Source organism: Wolbachia endosymbiont of Trichogramma pretiosum (genome assembly GCF_001439985.1).
Taxonomy (GTDB): domain Bacteria; phylum Pseudomonadota; class Alphaproteobacteria; order Rickettsiales; family Anaplasmataceae; genus Wolbachia.
This window is the reverse complement of the sequence record NZ_CM003641.1, coordinates 1,067,791-1,094,010: the sequence shown is the minus strand read 5'-3', so window position 1 is coordinate 1,094,010 and position 26,220 is coordinate 1,067,791. Positions and strand designations below refer to the sequence as shown.

Genomic DNA, 26,220 nt, shown 5'->3' with positions numbered 1-26,220 from the left:
TATGGTAAAGATCGGTAAAAAAGAGGAGTCACTATGAGAGAACTCGTTTAAAAATATTTATGAAAGAGACGAAAAAGGAAGAACATCTCTACATTATGCAGTAGAGGTAAAAACAGTGAGGTTATTAACCGAAAAAGGAGTAGATGTGAATACAGAAGATGTAAGAGGACATACAGCACTGCATCTAGCGATAACGGAGAAACGTCTAGAAACAGTTAGAGAATTGATAAAATCAGGAGGGAATGTAAATGCTGAAGAGTATGGCAATAAATGCACTCCGCTGCATCTTGCATGTATGGTAGGAGAAAAAATAGTGGAGGAGCTAGTAAAAGCAGGGGCTGAAATAGAGCAAGCAGATAAATTTGGAATAACAGAGATGGATTATGCGAAAAATAGCAAAGAAATAGCCGAGGTATTAAAGAAAGAAACAGAGAAAATGGAAAGTTTGTTAAAAAAAATAAGAGTCGTATCAGAAAGCGCAACAGCAGTTGGCAAAGGAAGGGCTAGACCAAATTTGAAGGCTGTAGCTGATAAAAGTTGGTCTTTTTCATAAGAGTAAATGGATTGATGGAAAAAAGGAGTGGTAAGGCTCCTTGCACTACAAAAACATTTGCAGGAGAAACTATGAGAAAAAGAACATTAACTTGCCGATACGAGCAAGATGAATTAGCGGAACAACATCTAGCAGACGCCTATGAGCTGTTACTAAGGTATGCGGAAAAAAGAAACAATGAAAAAGAGATAAAGAAAAATGATAATAGTGGCCTTATATGCAAGAGTTTCATCGAAGAGTCAAGAGCAGAACAATACAATAGAGAGTCAAATTGCCGAGCTCAAGCATAGAATTGCTGCAGATAAGCATGAGTTATTGAATGAGTATGAATTTAAGGATGATGGGCTTAGTGGGTGGAGTTTAGAACGTGAAGGTTTAGATGCATTACGTGATAAAGTAGGAGAAGATCAAATTGATAAAATTTATATTCATTCACCTGACCAACTATCAAGAAAATCTGCACATCAAATGATATTACTTGATGAATTTGAAAAAGTAGGAGTAGAAGTAATATTCTTAAATCATAAGACTGAAAATAATCCAGAGTCTAAATTGTTATTGGGAATGCAATGATTAGTGGCAGAATATGAGTGTACAAAGATTATGGAACGTAGTCGTAGGGGAAAACTCCATAGAGCAAAAAAGGCTGTGTAAGTGTAATTGGCATTACACCTTTTGGTTATAATAGTATAAAGCATGTAGATAGAGAAAAGACAAAGTTTGAAATAAATGAAGAGGAAGCAAAATATTAAAGCAGCTATTCATGTGGGTAGGGCAAGAAAGAATAAGTATAAGGGAAGTGATACGTAGACTAAGAGATAAGTCAATTAGAACAAGAACTGGAAAGAAGGTGTGGTGTCCAATAATAATTTGGAAGGTATTAAGAAATACAGCATATAGAGGACAAGCAGCGTTTGGTAAATTAAAGAGGGTTGAAAGAAGAGAAAGAAATAAACAAAAGGTTTCTATCTGTCGCACAGATGAGGACAGCTGGATTTATATACCAGCACCAAAAATAGTTGATGAAGGGTTATTTAATAAAGTACAAAAGCAACTGGATGAAAATAGAAAAAGAGCAAGGATGCAGAGAGAAGGAGGAAAAAGAAATATCTATTACAAGGTCTAGTTGTGTGTCAAAACTGTGGATATGCGTATAGTGGTGCACAATGTGGAGTTGAGGGAAAAAAGTTTAGCTATTATCGCTGTAGTAGTACTATACGTATTACTGATGGTAGGAAGAAGTGTACTAATAAATTGGTCCGTACAGATATGTTAGAAACAGCTATATGGGAAAAGGTGAAAAATTTACTAAAAAACCCAGAGATAGTAAAAAATGAGTATCGCCGTAGAATTGCAGAAAATAAAAATGATGAATCATCAGATAAGAAGCTTGCAAGAAGGGAAAATCAAATAAAACAAGGCATCGAAAAGTTAATGGAAGACTATTATAGTCAAGAAAATGTAGGAGATAAAAGATATATAAGTGAGGAAGAATTTAAACAGACGATGAAAAGAATGAGGGAGCGCTTAAGAGGGATAGAAGAAGAGAAGAAAAAGGTAGTTGATCAAAAAGCAATAGAGAAGGGAATGAACCTTATCATCAACAGTATAAAGAGTCTTTATTACAGTGTAAAATCTAATTTGGAACAGCTAGATTGGCAAACTAAGCGTGGCATCATTAAAGCATTAGTAGAACGAATTCAGATTGATTATGACCAGGTAGAAGTGGCGTTTAGAATCGAATAACCAGCACAGGATGGAGAGATTATTAATTTGCAACATTGTACTGGACGTCATTATAATAAGAGTGTTTATCCTTTAGAATTGATTGAGAGAAAGTTTTTTCTCGACTTGTTGTGTAATTTGATAAAAGTGATCAAAATCTAAGCTTGCACTACCAATTAAAACTCCTAATAGATTTGGAATACTGAGCAAGCTTCCTATATTTTCTGAGCTGACTGAGCCACCATATATAATGTGTTTTTTACCAGCACATAATTTTATTATCTCTATCACCTCAGCAATTGCGTCATTATTTGGCACATTTCCTGTTCCTATTGCCCATATCGGTTCGTATGCTATGGTATATTCACCTTGTGTTGGCAAACGGTTTTTGCATTGATATTCTATTACTTCTTTTGTTTTTTTATTTTTATAATCCTCTGAGTTTTCACCTACACAGATGATTGGGTGTAATCCTGATTCTATTGCTGTTTTCGATTTAAGTTTTATTTCACTATCTTTTTCATGATCCCTTTCAGAATGTCCAAGTATTACGTAACTACATCCTAGTTCCTTCAACATTCCTGCACTAATTTCACCTGTGTAAGAACCGGACTCTCTATGATGGCAATTCTGTCCTCCTATTTTAATATTATTGTTCAACTCTATACTGCTTGGAAATGATGTAAAAGGAGGGCAAATTACCAATTTAGAGGTAATTTCGTTGCTCTTGTTGTTAAGTTCGCCTATAAAGTTAACAAATGAAGAACGTGTTCCATTCATTTTCCAATTTGCTACTATTAAAAAGGACATCAACTTTACTTGTATGGATAAGAGTGCCGGCTGTCGGACTTGAACTAACAACCTACTGATTACAAGTCAGTTGCTCTACCAATTGAGCTAAGCCGGCATTAAATACACTGACAATATACAATTATTGATGAATTTTCGTCAACTAATTTTTAAAATACTGCATACTAAGATCATATGAAAAAATTTTCACTGAAGCCAAAAAAGAGTCTAGGGCAAAATTTTATTTTATCGAATGAGATAACAAAAAGAATAGTTGCCTTAGCTGGTAGCCTGAAAGATTTTAATGTTATTGAAATTGGTCCTGGGTATGGTGCGTTAACAAGAGAAATATTGGCGTATAATCCAAATTTTCTACTTTCTATAGAAAAAGATAGTAGTTTAGTGAAACATCACGAACAATTTCTAAATGAGCATCAGGGAAAATATAGAATTATAGAAGCAGATGCACTTAATGTTGTAGAAAAAGAGCTGGTAGAATGTCCAGTCAAAGTCATTGCTAACTTGCCTTACAATATCTCAGTAGCATTATTTTTAAAGTGGTTAAATAATATAAAATTTTTTACGAATTTGACGTTAATGTTCCAAAAGGAGGTAGCAGAGCGTATTACAGCAGAATCTAATTCTAAAGATTATGGTTCCCTATCAGTGCTAAGCCAGTTACTATGCGACATAAAAAAGGAATTTGATATTGAACCTAAGGAATTTTTTCCAAAACCAAAAGTATATTCTTCAGTAATTACAGTAAAACCTTTACCCTCTCCAAGATTTGCAGTAAATTTAGAAACCTTAACAAAGCTAACACGTACTGTGTTCGCTCAAAGAAGAAAGATGCTGAGAAATAGCTTGCAAAGTATAACTAGTGATGTCTCAACTACTCTTGAGAATGCTAAACTGAGTGGAGATGAACGTCCAGAAAGCTTAAATATTGAGCAGTTCTGTTTGCTAGCAAATAATGTAATTATGCGATAAATATGTTAGGAGCTTTATATCTCTTCTATCCTATTTTGATCTAAAAATAGCTGGATCCAGGCTAATTTTGCAAAAGCTCTATTGCAATTTCATTAATTGGCGTATAGGCTTTAAATAAAGCATATGAAAAAAAATGGAAGCTTGTTATTCGTTTGACGATGTACTTCTCTTACCGTCCTATTCTGATGTATTACCTCGTGATGCAGACACAAGAACTTATTTAACAAATAATGTAGAACTAAATATTCCTCTCATATCCTCTGCAATGGACACTGTCACTGAATCAGGCTTTGCAATAGCTATTGCCCAACATGGTGGAATAGGTTGCATACATAAGAATTTATCAATAGATGAACAAGTGTTAGAAGTAAGAAGAGTGAAAAAATATGAAAGCTGGATCGTGTATAACCCGATTACAATTTCCCCAGATAAAACAGTTGCAGAAGCAGTTGCATTAATGAGAGAGTATAATTATTCCGGCATTCCTGTAGTTGATCAACGCAAGTTGGTGGGAATTTTAACTAATCGAGATGTGAGGTTTATTGAAGACCAGAACATGAATATAAAAGTTTCCGAGGTAATGACAAAGGATAAGTTAGTAACGGTTCGAGAGCAGGCAGTAAACAGCGCCTCAGCAATGAAATTGTTGCATGCAAACAGAATAGAGAAGCTTTTGGTTGTTGATGAAAATTCTTGTTGCATAGGTCTAATCACAGTTAAAGACATCGAAAAATACAATAGATATCCAAATTCATGTAAAGACAGTAAAGGTCGACTCAGAGTTGCCGCTGCAATTGGTACTGGTAAAAAAGACGGTATAGAAAGATGTGAAGCGTTGATCGAAGAAGAAGTTGATGTGGTTATTGTAGATACCGCTCACGGTCATTCCCAGAACGTTATCAGCACTATTAAGGAAATAAAAAAGATGTATCCGAATACTCAATTAATCGGCGGAAATATCACAACAACACAAGCTGCTGAAGCGTTGATTGATGCTGGTGTTGATACAGTGAAAGTTGGAATAGGGCCAGGATCAATTTGTACTACCAGAATAGTTACAGGCGTTGGTATGCCACAGTTCTCTGCGATCAAGAATATTGCAGAGGTTTGTAAAACAAAAAACGTCAGACTAATTGCTGATGGTGGAATAAAATATTCGGGAGATGTTGCAAAAGCTATTGCAGCTGGTGCTGATACTGTGATGATAGGTTCAATCTTTGCTGGTACTGAGGAAAGCCCAGGTGAGATTATTATGTATAAGGGTAGAGCATATAAGGAATATCGAGGAATGGGATCTATTAGTGCAATGAAACGAGGTTCAGCTAGCCGTTATTTTCAAGATTCAAAACTTGATTTAGTCCCACAAGGAGTAGAAGCAAGAGTGCCTTTTAAAGGTCCAGCTTCAGGAGTGATCTGTCAGTTAATTGGTGGGTTGCAAGCTGCAATGGGTTACACTGGCAACCATAATATAGAAGAGATGAAAAAAAACTGCAAATTTGTCACTATTACTTCATCAGGGTTAAGAGAAAGTCACGCTCATGATATAATTATCACACAGGAAGCTCCAAATTACGCTTACCAAGCATCTAATTTGTCATCTGATTCAGAGTAAATACAATCCCCTTTTGAGTGTGTCATTTCAACACTGGTACGCAATTGTATAAACATATTAATATTAAGAGTCAAAAAGACGTCATGTAAGTGGCTGACACTGGAAAATCGATTGTAAATAAACTGACTACATAAAATTTTTGATCAAAATCAGTGCTATAAGTTGGAATAGCAACTTAAGGTAGATTGCCAGCTCAATATATTTTGATAAATCCAAATTATTTTAGCTATAAGAGAGCTTTGCTTTTTTGCTCCATTAGAATTGGCTTACTTTTAGTGATTCATGGAGTTAAAAAAGTCAGCATTGCTCTTTGTTACAAGTAATTTGTCACGTAAAAACTCCATTGCTTCAACAGATCCCATAGGGTTAAGTATCCTACGCAATACCCATATTTTATTTAGTATAGCCTTATCAACTAATAGCTCTTCCTTCCTTGTTCCGGATTTTGTAATATCAATAGCAGGGAATATACGTTTATCAGCAAGTTTTCTATCTAGTATAATTTCAGCATTACCTGTGCCTTTAAACTCTTCAAAAATAACATCATCCATTTTTGAACCAGTTTCTATAAGGGCTGTAGCGATGATTGTCAAAGAACCACCATTTTCAATATTACGAGCTGCTCCAAAAAAGCGTTTTGGTCTTTGCAGCGCATTTGAATCTACACCACCGGTTAGAACCTTTCCAGACGAAGGAATGACTGCATTATAAGCACGTGCAAGGCGAGTTATAGAATCAAGCAAAATCACTACATCTTTTTTATGTTCAACCATTCTTTTAGCTTTTTCTATTACTATCTCAGCAAGTTGGACATGACGGTAAGCAGGTTCATCAAATGTAGAGCTTACCACTTCACCCTTGACAGAGCGTATCATATCTGTCACCTCTTCGGGTCTTTCATCTATAAGTAATACTATTAGTTCTATTTCAGGATGATTTGTAGCTATAGAGTGAGCCATTTGCTGAAGCAATATCGTTTTTCCTGTACGAGGTGGAGCAACTATCAATGCTCTTTGTCCTTTTCCAAGAGGTGTAACTATATCTACAGCACGCATGTTTATATCTTTTTTATTATCTCCGCTACTGTTGTTTTCAAGGATGAGGCTTTTTTCAGGATAAAGTGGAAGCAAATTATCAAAATGTACGTACTTTCTTAATTCACTGATTTCAGTAGAGTTTATACTATGAACCTTAGTTAAAGTAAAATATCTTTCCTTGTCACCAGGTGGCCTTATTTCTCCACATGCCATATCTCCTGTACGTAAATTAAACTTCTTTATTTGGCCATTGGAAATATAAACATCATCGGTACTTGGAGCATAATTTGCACTTGATGAACGTAAGAAACCAAAACCATCAGGTAGTATTTCCACTACTCCACTTCCTGTGGTTATGCCTCCTTCTTCACTTATTTTCTTCATTAAACTGAATATCATTTCCTGTTTTAGCATCCTGCCATTGCCTTTACCACTGGTTGAAATTTTTCTTTCTTCAGCTAGCTCTAACAACTCTTCTGCTGTTTTCTCTTTCAATTCGCTCAGGTCCAACGTTTTCTTGTTCTTTTCAGCAGCTTCACTGGTCATTTGTTTTACTTCGTCAGCATTATGAATTTGTTCGCTTTTTTCAGGTTGACCTACAACCTCTCCTTTTGCTAAGACATCTTCATTGATTGTTGTCATAATCCTCCAAAAATTTTAATTGATGCTTACTAACCTAAAATGTGAATATAAAACAATAAATTAGGCTGAGCTAGTTTTTAATGCGTATTTAGAATCAATTATTATTAAACTAGATACTTTACCTGCATCATACTGATAAAAACTAATAAGTCAATTTAATATTAACAAAGCACAAGAATTTGAGAATCATCAATAGCTATTATTTATATTTTTTAATCTTTGTTTCTTCTCCTCTTCTACTTTTGCTTTTTCTACTTCCGCTTCTAAATTTTCCTGGCTACACAAACCAAGTAGTACAGGATCTTGAGGTTTGATATTGATTATGTTATGATGAGACCTATCTCTTACCTGCTCAACTGTGTAATTTGTTGTACCAACTAGCTTAGCTATCACATTATTGTTCAAGATAGGAAAATTTTTTACCAAATAATAAATCGCATTAGGTTTATCTCTACGTCTTGCTGTAGAAGTAAAGGCAAGAAAGCCAACCGGCTTTGCCCTTTTTTTTATATTTTTTATAATCAAATTTGGTACACGATTTGGATTTTTTTTGCAATTATCGATTTCTTTTTCAGTAATTATTTCAGAAAGAATAGGGTCATACTTTTTAACTTCTATTTCCTCATCAGCTATGTCTTGCACTTTTTTAAGGGATAACTTGCAACATTGTGCTATTTGATCAAAAGTTAAGCCAGTGTTATCAACCAACCAAGCAGCTACTTGCATGAGAAATTGTTCATTTCTATCTTTATTGTCTTTAGAAGATTCCATCGACATCGAAAAAACATCCCCCATTTTAATATTCCTTTACCATTACAGAAATAAAGTATAAACCATTAAAACTAAAAAAGCATTAACTTTGTCATCCAATAGCTTTTTGGTTTATATTTCTTATCTCTTATAATCTGTTCATAATCTTTTGAGGAGGAAAGAAGTAAAAGCAAATTTGTAGGCTAGTATTAAGTTTACGCTCGCAATTTTTCCAAAGTCGCCTACATTTTTCCGACCAGGAAAAGAAGATCTCTCAACAACCCATCTTTTTGGCAATACAGCAAAGGTGTGTAATTCGCTTCACCTCGACAGTTGCACCAATAGTTACTTTCATCTGTGTTGCAAAATTTTCTCCAGTGTAGCATGCATCAACCAGTATGTTTTTAACTTCAGAGAGACTTTTTAGCATTTTTAACCATTGTTAAAGCACTGCTACGATCAGTTATTTCTGACGTTGTTATATGAATTGCGTGTGTCAAACCTTGTGTATCAACTGCGATATGACGCTTTATTACTGAATTTTTTTTGCCAGCATCATAACCTTTTTCTTCAGCAGTACCGGTATTTTTACACTTTGGGCATCAATGATGCAGAAGCTTGTTTTGGTATTCCTACCACTGTTCTCTCCAATCAATTTTTTAAGACAATTTCTAAAACACTTTCTCCATCTTCATTCGTTTTTTTACTCCATTTCTTGAGGTAATCGTAACAATTTCGCCATCTTGGAAACTATTTTGGAAGTATTCGCCACTGACAGCCACTTTTTAGTACGTAAAGCACACCATAAAATAACTCGTATAAACCTAATCTTCTTGGCTTTGTTTTCTTTCCCACGCTTTCTAAAATTAGTCTAATCTTTTCAAATTTTTCACAACTTATGTCACTTGGATATGTATTCCTCATACTTTACCCCATGTCAACTATACCTCATCTTACCATATTCAGAGATCACTTATAGGCTCTTAGAAGTAAAAAAGATAGGCAAAGGGTAAAAAACACAAAGACTATAGCATAAGTAAATACAATTCATTCTACTTATATACTTGTCAGTAGAAATCTCATAGTTTTTGTATTTTTTTTCGTAATGTTCTGTTAACAAAGCCAAAAACTGCATCATAATATAATTTAATGCTAATAGTGGCAAGCATAAATACATCAAGGTGCTACTGGAAATTAACCAAATAGGCAAGAAATAATAACAATAAATTGCTTCAGCAAGAGCTAAAGGAAGCAAAGTATATACTTTAGCCTTAAAAATAATAGATAGCAAATCGTCTCTAAGCTTTATAAACTTTTGCATTAGTGCTTGTTTGTCTTCCCTTACTGGATTCCTACACTTTTCTAAAGGAGAAATATAACTAAACAGTTGCATGTTAAGCTTCAATAAGTGCTTATCAAGCTCATTTCTTAGCTTTCTGACTTCAGAATCGAAAAGTGAGCCATATATTGTGCAATAATTTATATTATTAATTAATTTATCTTTGCGTTCCAAGTCTTCTAGTGAGCTATTTTTCTTTTTCAATACAGAAGTAAGCTCAACAAAATTCTTTCCTATCACTTCCTCTTTAGTGATATTTAACTTTTCAAATAATTTCTTCCTATAATAAAATTCAAGCGCTGTTAAACTAACATCACTTTCAGCACCAACACTAACTTTAACACAAGGATTTCATAATTCCAAAGGTTCAATATATTTTTAGCTCTTAATAGGCTTTATAAATTTGATCAAATCTATTTTTATCTCCACCCTTGTAAGGATGATTTACAAGAATCAACTTCTTATTCTGTTTCTTCAAAATTAAACTAAGCTCTTCACAATTCTTGTCTACAACTTTCTTAGCCTTTATTTCTAATACTTTAAACAAGTCAGCGTTATCATTAAACTCCCGACTAGTTAACTTAAAATGTTGACCCATGACTATATCTCGAATAAACAAGCTATATCCTTAGTATATTTTAAGCAATCATTAAGAGAAAAAACCTTCTTTTTCATCATATAAATACAACTTATCCATTCTCACTACATTAAAGTTATTTTCTTCGAGTTTGATTAGTAAATTATTCACGTCACTATTTGTAATAGTCTTCTTTTCACTATTCGCAATAAACCTACAAGTTGTTTGGTCACTTAAAGATTTTGACCTTCCTGGCCAAACTGCAAGACCCTTTGAGTATATTGCTATCATCCGCAGATTACTCGATTCTAATAATCCTACTATTTGATCAACATTGTTGGATTTATCCCAGGCAAGCGTTATATCACTACCCACTAGCTTTTTAACTTTATAATCTTGTTCGTAATTATCTTGTACTTTATTTATTTTACTATCCGAATCACTGCTAATTATAAGCTCAGATAACGTTGTGGGTTTTTTCCCTAGATTATTTATAACAGCTTTTGCAAATTCTTTGGTACCAACTTTCTGCTTACTCCTTTTCTTCTTATATAAATCGGCAGTGTGTATTCCATCCTCTAAAGTCTTCAGCCACGCATCGTAAATTAGTTTTGCAGTATCTACTTGACCCATGTAAATTAGCATATGCACTGCAGCATTTAAAAGCCCTGAAGGATTAGAAATGTTTTTTCCTGCAATATCAGGAGCAGAACCGTGAACCGCTTCAAACATTGCATATTCATTACCTATATTGCTACTTCCTGCAAGCCCTACAGAACCTGAGGTTTGTGCCACTATATCTGATAATATGTCGCCATATAGATTTTCAGTTACTATAACATCGAAATTCTCGGGTTCTGTGGCAACACATGCCATTCCAATATCAACTATATAATGTTCCGCCTTTATATCCGGATATTCTTTTGCAATACGATCAAACGCTGCATGAAAAGCGCCGTCAGTCATTTTCATTATATTGTCTTTAGTCAGGCAAGTTACTTTCTTTCTGTTATGTTTTTTCGCATATTCAAAAGCGTACCTGCATATTTTTTCTGAGCCAGATCTAGTAATAATTTTAGTGCATTGGTACGAGTCACCAGTGAGCCTATACTCTATTCCGGTGTAAACGTCCTCTTCATTTTCACGTATTACAACAACATCAAATTTATCGAATTTATTTTCTATAACAGGGTGATACGAAATGCATGGTCTAATATTTGCATACAGCCCTAGGTTCTTTCTGAGTGCAACATTTAAGCTTTTGTGCCCTTTACCTTGAGGGGTTGTTGTTGGAGATTTGAGTAATATCTTTGTCCTTTCGATAGATTCCCAACCACCCGGAGAAATTCCATGAGACCATTCCTTACTATAAACACGCTCCCCTATTTCAATAATATCTATTGAGATCTTTGCTTTCGCTTCACGCAGTATCGACAGCACCGCTTCCATAATTTCTGGTCCGATACCATCACCATACGCAACTGTGACTGATGTTGACATAACTTCCTTAACTGTAAATGATTTAATGTTAATTCAAATAATAAAGCGGGTCAACGTTGCTAAAATAGCATATTTACGGTTATTTAATAATGAACTTTTATACTGGTTATAGCATAACAAAATATGGAAAGTGTATGGATACTAAAATAAGTTATGCAGGGATCACAAGACGTATTTTTGCATTTGCAATCGATTATATTTTAGTACAGGGAATGGGGTTTGTTATAGGATTTATCATTGGATTTACTTTGGCATATTCTCTATCACTCAATGTAACTGAAATGATTTTAGATAAAGCAGTAGCTATGCAAGTAATAGGGTTGATATTGGAACTAATATTTTATGTATTTACGATAATAGAATTTGGTGATACTCTAGGACAATTGTTACTTCGCATGCGTGTAAAAGGCGAAAATACACTTGAAAAAATCACTCTAATACAAGCAATAAGAAGAACAGCAGTTTCTGGAGTATTATATTTTATAATCTGCTATACACTATTCGATATTTCTAGTCTATTCATAGTTGTATCAATCTTAATCATATTATTTAAGATCCTTGACCAGCGTAAACAATTTCTTCACGACAAAATTGCAAAAAAAGTAGTAATAGACTATAAACCTAGTTGATATTTTTCTTTAGTTATTACCACCAAGGGTGCTATTCCAACGCGTGACCCACATCTGTACGAACATTGCAATTAGCAGATAATTTGCATAATAGAGGGTTTCGTTCCAGTGCTTGACACTGGAATCCAGTTTTCCATACGATCTCGTTAAAAGCGTTGTAACCACTTTCTATGCTAGTGTACTTTCATCAACCTGAATCCCGTTGTCAGCTACTTTCATGACAAAAAAAGAGGCACTGGTTTAACATGAATCTGAACAGATATCATGTTTTTCTTTAGTTTACTGCTTACAAAGTGACTTTTTTTGTTTCTGCATGAGCTAAATTAACTACCAATATCATACCTGAAGAACCCACCTGACCATTCTAGAAAATTTAACGCTGAGTACACTTGACTTTTAGCTTCTTCCACAGTGTTTCCTTCTCCTACTATATTTAGCACTCTTCCGCCATCGGAAATCCAATCACCACTTTCATCCAACTTAGTACCAGCATGAAAAACTAGCACACCAGGAATGTTTTCAATTTTATCCAATCCTTTAATTACCTCTCCTTTTTGATAATCACCAGGATAGCCTTTACTTGCAACAACTACACAAACTGTAGTTTTGTGATTAAACTCCACCATTTTTGTATTTAACTTGCCTTCTGCAACTGACAACATCAACTTTAACAAATCACAATTTGGATCAAGTCTAGGTAAAATAGATTGTATTTCCGGATCCCCAAACCTAACATTATACTCAACGAGCTTTGGACTATCTTTGCAAATCATTAAACCAGCGAAGAGTACGCCCTTATAGGATGTTCCCATGTTAGTCAGTGCTTGAATTGTAGGATATATTATTTTTTGTATAATTTTTTGCTCCATCTCCTTACTTATAATCGAAGGTGATGAGTATGACCCCATTCCTCCAGTATTTTGTCCCTCGTGATTTTCACCAACTCTCTTGTAATCTCTTGCACACCCAAGGGGGACTACCTTCAACCCATCAATAAGAGCAAAAAAACTTACTTCCTCTCCAATTAAAAACTCTTCTATGATTATTTCTTCACCTGACTCACCAAGATTTTTCTCCACTAGCATTGAATCTATTGCTGAAAAAGCTTCATTTTCTGTGTGGCATATTATGACACCTTTCCCTGCTGCAATTCCATTTGCTTTAATTACAAGAGGAAATTTTATTTTATTACTACGGACAAATTTTTTAGCTAACCTTTCATCAATAAAAGGTTCATACTTGGCGGTAGGTATACCGTATTGTTTACATAGTTCCTTCGTAAAAGACTTTGATGCCTCAAGTTTTGCAGCTGCTTTACTTGGAGCAAAAACGTTTATCCCCTCCGCAGTTAAATCATCAGCAAGCCCATTAATTATCGGCTGCTCTGGACCAATAATCACTAGGTCTATATTTTCTTTCTTACAAAATTGTGTAACATCGACTGAATCTTGAATATTTATATCCACAAGAACTCCAAAATTCTCCATGGCTTGGCGACCAGGAGTAACATATAACTTAGTCAAAGTAGGAGACTTCTTTAAAGCCCAAAGTAAAGCATGCTCACGCCCACCAGAACCTATAACCAAAACCTTCATCTTTACTTCCTCGCTTTTCTATATGTCAAAATTATTGTTTGCCTATAACAGTATCATTACTCATGTATCTTTGCAACACGTTTGGTATTGTAACTGACCCATCGGAATTTTGATAGTTCTCCATTATGGCGACAATTGTTCTTCCTATGGCTAAAGCTGAGCCGTTTAAAGTGTGAACGTATTTTTTTGTTTTTCTATCAGCTTCTAAGAAGTATTTAGTGTTCATTCTTCTTGCCTGGAACGTACCACAATTTGAGCAGCTTGATATTTCTCTGTAGTTATTTTGCTCAGGTAACCATACCTCTATATCATAAGTCTTTTGTGCAGCAAAGCCCATATCACCACTACAAAGCAGCATTATTCTATACGGTAGTTCTAATTTTTTTAATATTTCCTCAGCAGCATTTGTCATGCGTTCAAGCTCATCATTTGACTGGTCTTCAGTTGTGATGCTTACTAATTCCACTTTACCAAATTGGTGTTGCCTTATCATACCTCTTGTATCTCGTCCTGCACTTCCAGCTTCTTTACGAAAACATTCTGAATATGCAGTAAAACGAATAGGTAGTTCTTTTTCTTCTATTATTTTGTCAGCAACTAAATTTGTTAAAACTACTTCACTTGTGGGAATTAATCTTAATTTATCGGTAGTTAAATATGAGTCATCAGAAAATTTTGGTAGCTGACCAACGTTATACATCGCCTCGTTTTTCACCAAGGCTGGGTGATAAACCTCAGTATAGGCAAGTTCATTAACATGTGTTTCCAGCATAAAATTTATTAATGCTCGTCCAAGCTTAGCTAACTGTCCTTTTAATATTGTAAACCTTGATCCAGAAATTTTTGCTACTTGCTCAAAATCCATCAAACCTAACCTTTCTCCGAGTTCATAATGAAATTTTGGCATAAAACTAAATTGCCTTTTTTCTCCATATTTTCTGATTTCTACGTTGGAGCTCTCATCTTCACCTATTGGTACATTTTGTGCAGAAATATTTGGTAAGTTAGATAAAATACCCACTAACTTATTTTTTTCTGTTTGCTCCTTGAAGCTGATTGTCTCTATCTCACTTGTGATACTTTTTGATAATTTTACTTGTTCTTCACATGGGATTTTGTTCATTTTAAGCTTCTTGATTTCTTCCGTGACCTCATTTCGTTGCTTATTTAAAGCTTGCAATTTAGTAGTCAGTAATCTTTTTTTATGGTCTATCTCTAATATTTCTTCTGTAGTAAATTCTTTCACCCCTCTGCTTTTTATTGCTTTTTCAAATCCTTTAGGGTTTTTACGTATATGTTCTATATCATGCATATGTTGTGCTATTACTAACATCATTACTCTACTTCAAAAGCTTTGAATGCTCAATATTTTTACATATAAATGCAAATATTGATTTTACCTTTATAATTTGCTAGAATTGATAAATTTGATCTATAATATGTTGGCCATCATGGAAAGATACAATAAATCTAAAGAGAGTACTCACTTCGCTAAACTTAAGGCTAGTGGAAGATTTGCTGTCTACGCTTTTTGTATATATTTGGCGACTACATTTACCATTGGCTATTTGGGATTGATAATGGAATCTTTCCTCTTAACCTTACCACTTGCTATGTTCATCTCCAACCCTATAGCTTGGATCTTAATGGGAATAGTGCTTGCAGCGACATACAAGATGGTTATTGAACCTTTATTTTACTTGGTAAAAGGTTGTGTTGATGAAAAAGGAACTATAAAGGAAGAAAAGAGTCCAAAAGAGCAAAAATTCACAGTAAGTAAATCACTAGATAGTGGACTAGATACTATATCAAGACAAACAAATGATTCTGATAAGAGGGTAAGTATAAATTCCTATTCTTCATCTACAGATAGTGATATCGCACCAGAAAGTGAACCTGACTCAAGTAACAATAGTCGTAGAAATTCTAATTCTTCAGGAGATAGTGGTTTGGGTGGCAAAGAGTTTCATGGAGATTTACAAACTCTTATGCATCAGACAAATCTCAAAAAATATAATTACTTGTTGCGGCAGCATGATATTGCACATATTGCAAGAGTGAAATATCAATATTCAGAATCCTCCAAGGATAATGTATTTTTCTTTATTCCTGGAGATGTAAACTCATTAAATGAAAAGTTAAAAGAGTACAAAAATGAAGTAAAGGGGAAAAACTCAAAAAAAATATTTACTGCAGTTATTAATATAGGGAATTATCATTGGGTAACATTAGTCGGTAGATATGAATCAAAAAATAAACAATTTATAGCTTACTATTGTGACTCATTTGGCACTCAATTACCAAATAAGATTGATGGAAAAATAAAAGGTGATATAAGTCTTGCTAATGAGATTACTACGGAATGTATGGAGCCTTTAGACAATGAACTCGTAGGGTTGATAAGGGAAAAAGAAAATAATCCAGACAATGTCATCCTTAAGGAAAAAAAAGATGATGTTCAAGAAACATTAAATTGCGCAAGAGAACACAAAAACAAATTAGTTAGTAAGCAAATTGATGAAAATTATATAGTGGGTATATTGCAGGAAACGTTGGAGATAGGAAATGATGACAACATAAGAAGCTCACCAACTAGGCAGCAAGAAGATGGCTATAATTGTGGAGTGTTTGCTTTAGAAAATGCTCATACGATTACGAAAATGTTCAAAGAGGATGAATCATTTGATGAAATTGACAGAGAGTTATCAAAATACAAACCTATTCCAAAACAATTGCGAAAAAAAAGAATAGATTTTACAGAAGTACTTATGAAGGACGAAGAGTGGAAAAAAGCTATTGCTGAAGGTGGAATTTTACATGATGCTCTACAGCAGATTAATCTTGAAGATAGTGAGAAAGAGAAAACACAACCTGCCACAAGTTCATTTGTGCAAGATATTATGATAACATCTTATAACCATGTCAAAAATGCATTTTTTAGCAACTAGAAAGCCTATGTCTCTCCAAGTAGGAAATCTAACTATTGATTCTCCAGTTATTTTAGCGCCAATGTCTGGAGTGAATGACTATCCATTTAGGAGTATTGTAAAGAAACTTGGTGCGAGTTTGCTAGTCTCAGAAATGATTGCAAGCAGAGCTATGATCATGCAAACTCGCCAGAGCATGCAAAAAGCAAAAGTCGATGAACTAACCGCTGTACAACTTGCTGGCTGTGAGCCTGATGTTATGGCGGAAGCTGCAAAGTTAAATGAGGGCATGGGTGCAAAAATCATAGATATAAATTTTGGTTGTCCAGTTAAAAAAGTTGTAAACGGTTACGCAGGGTCAGCACTTATGCGTAATGAAAAAAAGGCTGCTGAGATAATAGAAGCTGTAGTCAAGGCGGTGAGTGTGCCAGTTACAGTAAAAATGCGTACTGGATGGAATGACGAAAATCGTAATGCTCCGCGCTTGGCAAAAATTGCAGAAGATTTGGGAGCAAAGATGATTACTGTACATGGAAGGACAAGAGCACAGCTTTATAATGGTCAAGCAGATTGGAAATTCGTTAGAAATGTTAAAGAGCAGGTAAAAATTCCAGTTATAGTAAATGGAGATATTAAGAGTTTGAATGATGTTCAAAGTGCACTTAAAGACTCTGGAGCAGATGGAGTAATGATAGGTCGTGGTGCTTACGGCAAACCTTGGCTGATTAATCAAGTAATAAACTTTTTGAGTGGAAATAAAGTTTGTGAGCCAACAGCCCCAGAGAGATTAAGCATAATACTCAAGCATTATGACAGTATTCTTGAGTACTATGGAAGCGATACAGGAATAAAGATGGCCCGCAAACATATAGGATGGTACAGTAGCGGGCTTCACAACTCATCTGAATTTCGTGTAAGAGTAAATAACATAATAGACAGCACAGAGGTGAAAGAAAGCATAATTGATTTTTTTAGTTAAAAACAGATTAAACATACTACCTCATTAGCTATATTCAACTTGACTGATCATAGTGCGATACCACCACACTCTCTTCTTCATCAGAATGTAATTGATAACTATTATCACTTAGCAATTTTTCGTCATAAGTCTCAATATCAAAATATTTTTCATATTTATCTATATTTTCACAAAGGGAAAGTGCTTTCACCTTATTCATAATCAAACCCGTACCAGCAGGAATTAACCTTCCTACTATAACATTTTCTTTTAACCCACTCAAAGGATCACTCTTTCCACAAAACGCTGCTTCCGTAAGTACTTTTGTTGTTTCTTGGAAAGAGGCAGCAGAAATAAAGGAATTGGTTTCAAGGCTTGCTCTAGTAATTCCCTGCAGAATAGGAAGATAATGAGCAGGTCGTTTTCCAGAGTTATTCATAGCATCATTTTCTCTATCAATTTCCAACCTGTCGATATTTTCTCCAATTAAGTACATAGTATCACCAGGATCGGTAATTTCTACTTTTTGTAGCATTTGCTTTAAGATCACTTCTAAATGCTTGTTATCTATGCGCACACCTTGCAATCTATAAACTTGCTGTATTTCAGAAATCATATAGTGTGCTAACGCTTCTAACCCAAGCACACGTAGAATATCATGAAGATCAGGATCGCCATCCATCAATAAATCACCTTTACGCACAAAATCACCTTCATTGACTATTACATGCTTACTCCTTGATACTAAATACTCAACTGGAGAAGCTTTCTCATCCACAGGTTTAATTACTATACTGCGTTTTCCTCTACGGTCTTTTTCAGAGAACGTTACATAGCCATCTATTTCACCAACGATAGCATGCTCTTTAGGACGACGTGCTTCAAATAATTCTATAACCCTAGGCAAGCCACCAGTAATATCACGAGTTCTAACTGACTCTCTCGGCGTTCTTGTGATAACATCACCTGCATGAACCTCTTGGCCATCCTGTACATTAAGCACTGCACCAACTGGTATAAAGTAACATGCTTCCACACCACTTGAAAGTGTTATTACTTTTCCATTATCATCAAGCAGTGCAATACGAGGACGTAAATTAGCTACACCAGAGTGCAACTTCCAATCTTTTACTATTCTATTTGATATTCCTGTAGATTCATCCATCACTTCAGTGATTGAAATTCCATCTTTTAAATCCTGGTAAGATATTGTACCACTCTTTTCCGTAATAATAGGCAGTGTATACGGATCCCATTCCGCAACTTTATCACCAATTTTTACTAACTCACCTTCATTTACATAAAGTTTAGCACCGTAAGGCACACTGTGCTTCAATTTTTCACTACCAAGGCTATCAATTAAAACGACTTCACAGGAACGGCTTATCACAATTTTATTTCCGTTTTTATCTATAATTATATTACTATTGTTTAGTTTTATTCTAGCATTCATAGAAGCTATAATATTTGAGGATTCAACACCTCTAGTCATTACCCCACCTATATGGAAAGTACGCATCGTTAATTGAGTACCTGGCTCTCCGACAGATTGAGCAGCGATAATACCAACTGCTTCACCTATTGAAACAATTTTACCAGTTGCAAGGTCTCTTCCATAACACAAAGAACACACACCAGGACTTATTTCACAAGTTAAAGGCGATCTAATTTTTATAGCATCAAGACCTGCAATGTTGATTTGCTTTACTTTATCTTCATCAATTAGTTCCCCTGCTTTTAATAATAACTCTTTGGTTACTGGGTTATATATATCATTTGCAGCTGTTCTACCCAGTACAACACTCTCTAGAGATGCAACTATAGTACTACCTTCAACTATAGCTCTTACAATAAGGCCATTTTTCGTTTTACAGTCACGTTTTGTAACTATGCAATTTTGAGATACATCAACCAAACGACGAGTTAAGTATCCAGAGTTTGCAGTTTTAAGTGCAGTATCAGCTAAACCTTTACGCGCACCGTGAGTAGAATTAAAGTATTCAAATACATTTAATCCTTCGCGAAAATTAGAAATTATAGGTGTTTCTATAATTTCACCAGAAGGTTTGGTCATTAACCCTCGCATTCCTGCTAACTGCTTCATCTGGGAAGTAGAACCTCTTGCACCAGAGCTAACCATCATATATATTGAATTGTATTTACTATTTTCATCATACAGAGATATTGCTTTTAACATATCATTCGCTATTATATCTGTACACTTAGACCACTCATCTATAACTTTATTATACCTCTCACTTTTAGTGATTAGTCCGTCTTGATACTGTGCAGAAAATTTCTTAATTTCACCCCTTGTATAATCAACGTGTGTAGCTTTAGTTTCAGGTATGACCATATCGCAACGACTAAAAGAAGTACCGGAAAATGTAGCATACTCAAAGCCAAGTGTCATCAATTTATCAGAAAATACCACTGTAGCACTTTGACCGCAGCTACGATATACTAAATCAACAATGCTAGTTATTTCCTTAACTGTTAATACCTGATTTATTAAATTGAAGCTTAGATTCTCATGCTTAGGAAAAATCTGCCATAATATTAAACGTCCAGGAGTTGTAGAAATAGTTTTATACTGAGTGTTTCCATCGCTATTGATATATTCCATTTTGTACTTTATATGAGAATGAATATGTAGAGCACCGTTGTCTAAGGAATGCTCAACTTCACAAAAAGCACAGAAAAGTGGTAAATCATCATCATCCTTAAGTTGCTGTAAAGTTAGGTAGTATATACCTAGCACTATATCTTTACTAGGAACTATAATCGGTCTTCCATTAGAAGGACTTAAAACGTTATTAATTGACATCATCAACACTCTAGCTTCAAGTTGAGCTTCCAATGAAATTGGCACATGTACCGCCATTTGATCACCATCAAAGTCAGCGTTAAATGCTGTACAAACAAGTGGATGAAGCTGTATTGCTTTACCTTCAATAAGGACTGGCTCAAAAGCCTGAATACCAAGCCTATGTAGCGTAGGTGCTCTATTTAGCAAAACAGGATGCTCTTTTATTACTTCTTCAAGCATATCCCAAACTTCTGGCTTTTCTGCTCTTATTAACCTACTAGCAAATTTAATAGTTGGAGCCATTCCATATATTTTAAGCCTTGAGTAAACAAAAGGTTTGAATAACTCAAGAGCCATTCTTTTCGGTAATCCACACTGATTTAGTTTCAAAGTTGGACCAACAACTATTACAGAACGTCCAGAGTAATCTACCCTTTTTCCTAAAAGATTCTGACGGAAACGACCTTGCTTTCCTTTTAGCATATCGCTAATAGACTTTTTATATCCAGTAGCACCAGCTTTATTTACCAGAGCATTACGACGACTATTATCAAAAAGAGAGTCAACTGCCTCTTGTAACATTCTTTTCTCATTACGAATCATAATCTCAGGAGGATTTAAACTTAACAACTTTCTCAATCTATTATTTCTATTAATAATAGTTCTATAATGATGATTTAAATCAGAAACTGCAGGTCGACCACTTTCAAGCGATACCAAGGGACGCAAGTCAGGTGGTAAAATAGGTATAGCTGTAAGTACCATCCACTCAGGTCTGTTTCCAGACTTGATAAAATTTTCAACAATACGTAATCTCTTTATAATTTTCTTTCTTCTCACTTCAGAAGCAACAGACTCTAACTCCTGTCTTAAATTCCTCCTAATTTCATGTAAATCAAGGCGTGTTAGCAATTCTCTTATAGCTTCAACACCTTGCATAGCTATAAAGCTATCGACCCCATAGCTATCTTTAGCTTCATTATAAGCTCTCTCACTAATAATTTCACCTTTTTCAAAAGAGGAAACAAGGGGATCTATTACAACATAATTATCGCTATATAAAATACTTTCGATATCTCTAAGAGACACATCTAATAGTGCTCCAATTCTTGAAGGAAGTGACTTCAGAAACCATATATGAGCAACAGGAGATGCAAGCTCTATATGACCCATCCTTTCTCTTCTTACTTTAGAAGATGTAACTTCTACTCCACATTTTTCGCATATACGGCCCCTATGTCTTCTTTTTTTGTACTTTCCACATAAACATTCATCATCATTGACAGGACCAAAAATTTTAGGACAAAATAATCCACCTTTCTCAACTTTGAATGTACGGTAGTTTGCAGTTGAAACATCTGTTATCTCTCCATAAGACATACGTTTAATACTTTCAGGGCTAGCAATGGAAATGCTAACCTCATTAAAAGATTGTGCGATATTAGTGTGAGACATATCTTCAATTACTATGTTATTTTGCTTCAAATTCACATTAAAACACAAGGAACGCAACTCTTTTATCATGACATTGAAGGATTCAGGAATTCCACATTCAAAGTTACTGTCACCTTTTATTACCGATTCATAAATCTTAACCCTGCCATTAATGTCATCAGACTTCACAGTTAACATTTCCTGCAAAGTGTAAGCAGCACCGTAGGCTTGCAATGCCCAACATTCCATTTCACCAAAACGCTGACCACCGAAATGAGACTTTCCTCCAAGCGGTTGTTGAGTAACCAAACTATAAGGACCCACTGAACGTGCATGAATTTTACCATCTACCAAGTGATGCAACTTAAGCATGTACATGTAACCAACTGTAACTTTGCGATCAAACTTCTCACCCGAGCAACCATCATATAATACAACTTGCCCAGAGCTATCCAATCCAGCAAGTTCAAATAGCTTTACTATTTGTTCATCTTTTGGACCTTCAAATACAGGCGCAGTAACAGGAATGCCATCACGCAACTTACGCGCAAATTCAATGAGGTGATTATCATTAATATCACGAATACTATTACAAATAGACAAATTACTGCCACAACTATAAACCTCAATCAGGAAGTGACGTAAACTACTGTATACACCTTTACAAGAGTTAAAATAATTCTCTACTAATGTAGTCAATTCATCATTTAATTCACCCTTATTAGGCTTATCTAAAATAGAAGCCGTTATTTCATCATCATTAATATCCTCAAATTTTTTATTACCAAGATATACTGCCGCAAATTTTACAAAATCATCATCACTAAGAGATCTAATTTCCTCACAAAAAGCACGTTTGATTTGATTGATCTCATCAAGAATATTGCCCACTCTTTCTCCTAATTTTTTACAAGCCCAACCTATATGCGTTTCCAATATTTGCCCTACATTCATTCGTGAAGGAACGCCAAGAGGGTTAAGAATAATATCAATAGGAGTACCATCTTCTAAATAAGGCATATCTTCTACTGGAACAACTCGAGAAATCACACCTTTATTTCCATGTCTACCAGCCATTTTATCCCCTGGCTGCAAACTATGTTTTACAGCAATAAAAACTTTTACTGACATCGACACACCTTGAGGAAGATCATAACCTTCATGTAATTTTTCTATTTTTTTCTTAAAGCTTGCTATTGCACGTGATACTTTTTCATCAAAATCTTTTTTTAAGCTCTCAACTTGCTTAGAAATAGATTGATTCTTCAATCCTATATCCCACCATCCCTCACGTTCAATAAAATTAATACTTTCTCGATCTCGAGAGCCAGAACTAATAAGAATTTTTCTTAATTCATCATAGAAATATTGATTAATAACATTAATTATATGGTCTCGTTCTTTCTCAAAGTCGTTTACCTCTTTTTGTTTAATAAGAAATGCCCTTTCGTTTTCTTCTTCCCCTCTGCGTGTAAAGACCTGCACATCAATCACTATCCCTTCAACATCTGGAGATGTACATAAAGAGGAATCCACACAATCAAATGACTTTTCACCAAAAATTGTCATTAACAATTTTGTCTCAGGAGGCAATGAAAGAGAATGCTTAGGTGTAACTTTCCCCACCAAAATACAACCTGGACCCACTCTCGTACCAACCTTCACTATACCACTATCATCCAAGTGATAAAGATTTTCTTCACTAACACCGGGTATGGCACGAGTTATTTTTTCTGACCCTAAAGGAGTGTCATGTACAACACATTCAAATTCTTCTATATGAATAGAAGTAAATAGATCCTTTTTAACAACTTCACTAGAAATAATGATCGAGTCTTCAAAATTATAACCTTGCCAAGACATAAAAGCGACTAGCAAGTTTTGGCCAAGCGCCAATTCACCGTTATTAATAGCAGGACCATCAGCTATCACATCACCTTCCTTAACACAATCACCTACATGCACCAGTGGTTTCTGGTTAATACAAGTATTATGGTTAGAACGCTGAAATTTCCTTAGATGATAAATATCTACATCCAAGTAGTTAATTCCTCCTTTGTCAAAAGCACGTATAACTATGGAGTTACTATCTGAGCTGTCAACTATGCCACCACGTTTTGCTAAAACTACAGCACCAGAGCCAGAAGCTACGAAAGACTCCATGCCAGTAGCAACCAAAGGAGCATTAGGCTTCAATAAAGGCACAGCTTGACGCTGCATATTTGAACCCATTAACGCTCTATTAGCATCATCATTTTCTAAAAATGGAATTAAAGAAGCAGCAACCGATATTACCTGCTTAGGAGATAAATCAATGTAACTTACCTGATTACTATTTACCATTACAAAGGTACCAGCATACCTACAGTATAACATATCATCAACAAAGCAGTTGTCCTCATCAAGCTTTGCACTGGTATCGGCTATATAATATAAACCTTCATCCATAGCAGACAGATACTCAATTTGATCAGTAACAACCTTATTAACTACTTTCCTATAAGGACTTTCAATGAAACCATATTTATTAATACGAGCGTATATAGCTAAGCTGTTAATTAAGCCTATATTCTGCCCCTCAGGAGTTTCAATAGGGCAAATTCTTCCATAATGAGTTGGATGAACATCACGCACTTCAAATCCCGCCCTCTCTCTTGTCAAACCACCAGGACCTAACGCTGACAACCTTCTTTTATGTGTTACTTCAGATAATGGATTAGTCTGATCCATAAATTGAGATAGTTGGGAAGAGTTGAAAAAATCTCTTAAGACATTAGTTAACACTTTTGGATTTATAAAATCAGATGGAGAGACTTTATCCAAACTAGAAGTAGACATAGAATCAACTACTGCCCGTCCCAGTTTTAATAATCCAGTTCTAAATTGATTTTCTATAAACTCCCCAACTGAACGTACTCTTCTATTTGCTAAATGATCAATATCATCTACAGATCCTTGACCATCACGTAACAACACTATTTTTCTTATAATTTCGATAATGTCTTCATGTGTTAAAGTAGTTAAATTTTCCTCATAATTTAACCCAAGGCAAGAATTAAGTTTTAATCTACCAATGTTAGACAAATCATAATACTCCGGACTGAAGAAAAGATTACGAAAAAACTCCTCTACTATCTTTAAAACAGGAACTTCACCAGGACGCAAAACCTTATATATTTCATATAGAGCGTTCTCATAAGAGATATTTTCATCTAAGAAAAGAGTGTTTAATATGTAAGGTCCAACAGAAACATTATCTATGTTCAGAACTGATATTTTATCTATAGACAATAATTCAAGCTTTTTTATATCCTCTAATTTTATAGATTCACCAGCAGATAAGACTTTTGTAGAACTGGTACTATCTATTAAATCTTCTGCAAGAAATAAACCACATATAGAATCATAAGGAATTAGATACTCTTTCAATCCGTTATCATATAGATTTTTAGCTACTTTTGAAGTAATACGAACATTAGCTTTAAGTAACACATTGCCTTCAACATTCTTTAAATCGAAAGGAAGCCTCACTCCCTTGAATTTATCAGGGGAAAAAGGCACTCTCCAGCCACTTTTATGTTTTATATACTCTATTTTTTCATAAAATTTATTAAGTATGTCATTGTTTGATAAGCCCAAAGCCTTTAATAAAACTGATATTGGCAACTTTCTCTTTCTATCAACACGAAAATACAAATGATCTTTAACATCAAACTCAATATCAAGCCAAGAACCTCTATAAGGAATAACTCTGGCAGAATAGATCAATTTGCCAGAATTGTAAGTTTTTCCCTTATCACTATCAAAAAACACTCCAGGGGATCTATGCATTTGTGAAACGATAACTTTCTCTACGCCATTGATGATGAAAGTACCTTTATCAGTCATCATAGGTAGTTCACAAAAGCGAACCTCCTGCTCTTCAGCAGATTTTATAACAGTTGCAAGCTTAGAATGATCATCATCTTCTTTAATCTCTTGATATTTTTCAAGAGAAACACCATCCTGCATAATAACAAGACGTATAGAAGCAATAACCTGAGCAGAAAAAGTTATACCACGTTTTATACATTCAGATTCACTATACTTAAGATCATCTACCCTACAATTCAAAAATTCGATAGTAGCCCTATGCAAAGGATCAGATATTGGAAAAATTGTATGAAAGATAGCCTCAAGTCTTTCATTACCTTCATTATTAGGAGTAAAAGAATCATATGACCCCTTTTGGACTTTGACCAAATCCAACAAAGAATCTTTTAAATCAATCGACCTGGAATAAGAAACCCTAGGAACAAAAGCACCAGAAGCACACATATGAGAAGAATCAACCATTAAAACACCTTCACTAATT

At 34.8% G+C, this 26,220-nt stretch carries 18 protein-coding genes, 1 tRNA gene and 1 pseudogene; 9 read left to right on the top strand and 11 right to left on the bottom strand.

Features of this window, described 5'->3' with window-relative positions; all coding sequences use genetic code 11:
• The first annotated feature begins 55 nt into the window (after window positions 1-55).
• The 4 genes from wTpre_RS05360 to wTpre_RS07075 all read left to right on the top strand — a co-directional run bounded on the left by wTpre_RS05360 (window position 56) and on the right by wTpre_RS07075 (window position 2,299).
• Entirely contained in the window at window positions 56-553 is a 498-nt protein-coding gene (locus wTpre_RS05360; RefSeq protein ID WP_245609570.1) for an ankyrin repeat domain-containing protein, read from the top strand.
• Between the two features lie 198 nt (window positions 554-751).
• A complete protein-coding gene (locus wTpre_RS07085; RefSeq protein ID WP_245609424.1) occupies window positions 752-1,126 on the top strand; it encodes a recombinase family protein in 375 nt (124 codons plus the stop codon).
• Between the two features lie 190 nt (window positions 1,127-1,316).
• Window positions 1,317-1,679: a recombinase family protein gene (locus wTpre_RS07080; RefSeq protein WP_245609423.1), complete on the top strand. Its 363-nt coding sequence runs from the start codon at window positions 1,317-1,319 to the stop codon at window positions 1,677-1,679.
• A gap of 2 nt (window positions 1,680-1,681) precedes the next feature.
• On the top strand, window positions 1,682-2,299 hold the full coding sequence (locus wTpre_RS07075) for a recombinase zinc ribbon domain-containing protein (protein WP_245609422.1): 618 nt from the start codon (window positions 1,682-1,684) through the stop codon (window positions 2,297-2,299).
• 72 nt (window positions 2,300-2,371) lie between these two features.
• Here the strand turns inward: wTpre_RS07075 and wTpre_RS05345 are convergent, their stop codons facing one another.
• Both wTpre_RS05345 and wTpre_RS05340 read right to left on the bottom strand, forming a co-directional pair.
• Window positions 2,372-3,088: a triosephosphate isomerase gene (locus wTpre_RS05345; protein WP_068652512.1), complete on the bottom strand. Its 717-nt coding sequence runs from the start codon at window positions 3,086-3,088 to the stop codon at window positions 2,372-2,374.
• A 24-nt stretch (window positions 3,089-3,112) separates the two neighbouring features.
• Window positions 3,113-3,185 (bottom strand) — tRNA-Thr (locus wTpre_RS05340).
• A 77-nt stretch (window positions 3,186-3,262) separates the two neighbouring features.
• On the opposite strand from wTpre_RS05340, the gene rsmA reads away from it, so the two are divergent.
• Together rsmA and guaB are read left to right on the top strand one after the other, a co-directional pair.
• Window positions 3,263-4,057: a 16S rRNA (adenine(1518)-N(6)/adenine(1519)-N(6))-dimethyltransferase RsmA gene (gene rsmA, locus wTpre_RS05335; protein WP_068652510.1), complete on the top strand. Its 795-nt coding sequence runs from the start codon at window positions 3,263-3,265 to the stop codon at window positions 4,055-4,057.
• A gap of 133 nt (window positions 4,058-4,190) precedes the next feature.
• Entirely contained in the window at window positions 4,191-5,669 is a 1,479-nt protein-coding gene (guaB, locus tag wTpre_RS05330) for an IMP dehydrogenase (RefSeq protein ID WP_068652508.1), read from the top strand.
• A 272-nt stretch (window positions 5,670-5,941) separates the two neighbouring features.
• Here guaB and rho read toward each other — a convergent pair whose 3' ends face one another.
• The 6 genes and pseudogenes from rho to icd all read right to left on the bottom strand — a co-directional run bounded on the left by rho (window position 5,942) and on the right by icd (window position 11,514).
• A complete protein-coding gene (gene rho / locus wTpre_RS05325) occupies window positions 5,942-7,348 on the bottom strand; it encodes a transcription termination factor Rho (protein ID WP_068652506.1) in 1,407 nt (468 codons plus the stop codon).
• Window positions 7,349-7,537: 189 nt separating this feature from the next.
• Window positions 7,538-8,143: a cell cycle transcriptional regulator TrcR gene (locus wTpre_RS05320; protein ID WP_068652504.1), complete on the bottom strand. Its 606-nt coding sequence runs from the start codon at window positions 8,141-8,143 to the stop codon at window positions 7,538-7,540.
• 114 nt (window positions 8,144-8,257) lie between these two features.
• Window positions 8,258-9,022: pseudogene (locus tag wTpre_RS05315) on the bottom strand (IS5 family transposase).
• 49 nt (window positions 9,023-9,071) lie between these two features.
• Complete coding sequence (locus wTpre_RS05310; protein WP_068652502.1) at window positions 9,072-9,677, bottom strand: hypothetical protein; 606 nt, start codon at window positions 9,675-9,677, stop codon at window positions 9,072-9,074.
• 145 nt (window positions 9,678-9,822) lie between these two features.
• Window positions 9,823-10,056 carry a hypothetical protein gene (locus wTpre_RS05305; RefSeq protein WP_157055022.1) on the bottom strand — a complete coding sequence of 78 codons (234 nt, stop codon included), beginning with the start codon at window positions 10,054-10,056 and terminating at the stop codon, window positions 9,823-9,825.
• A 30-nt stretch (window positions 10,057-10,086) separates the two neighbouring features.
• Window positions 10,087-11,514, bottom strand: coding sequence for an isocitrate dehydrogenase (gene icd, locus wTpre_RS05300; protein WP_068652498.1), 1,428 nt, complete (start codon window positions 11,512-11,514; stop codon window positions 10,087-10,089).
• Window positions 11,515-11,603: 89 nt separating this feature from the next.
• Here icd and wTpre_RS05295 point away from each other — a divergent pair, with 89 nt between their 5' ends.
• On the top strand, window positions 11,604-12,143 hold the full coding sequence (locus wTpre_RS05295) for an RDD family protein (protein ID WP_068652496.1): 540 nt from the start codon (window positions 11,604-11,606) through the stop codon (window positions 12,141-12,143).
• A gap of 323 nt (window positions 12,144-12,466) precedes the next feature.
• Here wTpre_RS05295 and purD read toward each other — a convergent pair whose 3' ends face one another.
• Both purD and serS read right to left on the bottom strand, forming a co-directional pair.
• Window positions 12,467-13,738: a phosphoribosylamine--glycine ligase gene (gene purD, locus wTpre_RS05290; RefSeq protein WP_068652494.1), complete on the bottom strand. Its 1,272-nt coding sequence runs from the start codon at window positions 13,736-13,738 to the stop codon at window positions 12,467-12,469.
• A gap of 31 nt (window positions 13,739-13,769) precedes the next feature.
• On the bottom strand, window positions 13,770-15,050 hold the full coding sequence (gene serS / locus wTpre_RS05285; protein WP_068652690.1) for a serine--tRNA ligase: 1,281 nt from the start codon (window positions 15,048-15,050) through the stop codon (window positions 13,770-13,772).
• A gap of 97 nt (window positions 15,051-15,147) precedes the next feature.
• Here serS and wTpre_RS05280 point away from each other — a divergent pair, with 97 nt between their 5' ends.
• Complete coding sequence (locus wTpre_RS05280) at window positions 15,148-16,686, top strand: hypothetical protein (protein ID WP_245609421.1); 1,539 nt, start codon at window positions 15,148-15,150, stop codon at window positions 16,684-16,686.
• Window positions 16,687-16,693: 7 nt separating this feature from the next.
• Window positions 16,694-17,644, top strand: a complete 951-nt coding sequence (gene dusB, locus wTpre_RS05275; protein WP_068652686.1) for a tRNA dihydrouridine synthase DusB — start codon at window positions 16,694-16,696, stop codon at window positions 17,642-17,644.
• Between the two features lie 34 nt (window positions 17,645-17,678).
• Here the strand turns inward: dusB and wTpre_RS05270 are convergent, their stop codons facing one another.
• Window positions 17,679-26,201: a DNA-directed RNA polymerase subunit beta/beta' gene (locus tag wTpre_RS05270; protein WP_083495776.1), complete on the bottom strand. Its 8,523-nt coding sequence runs from the start codon at window positions 26,199-26,201 to the stop codon at window positions 17,679-17,681.
• Window positions 26,202-26,220: the final 19 nt, after the last annotated feature.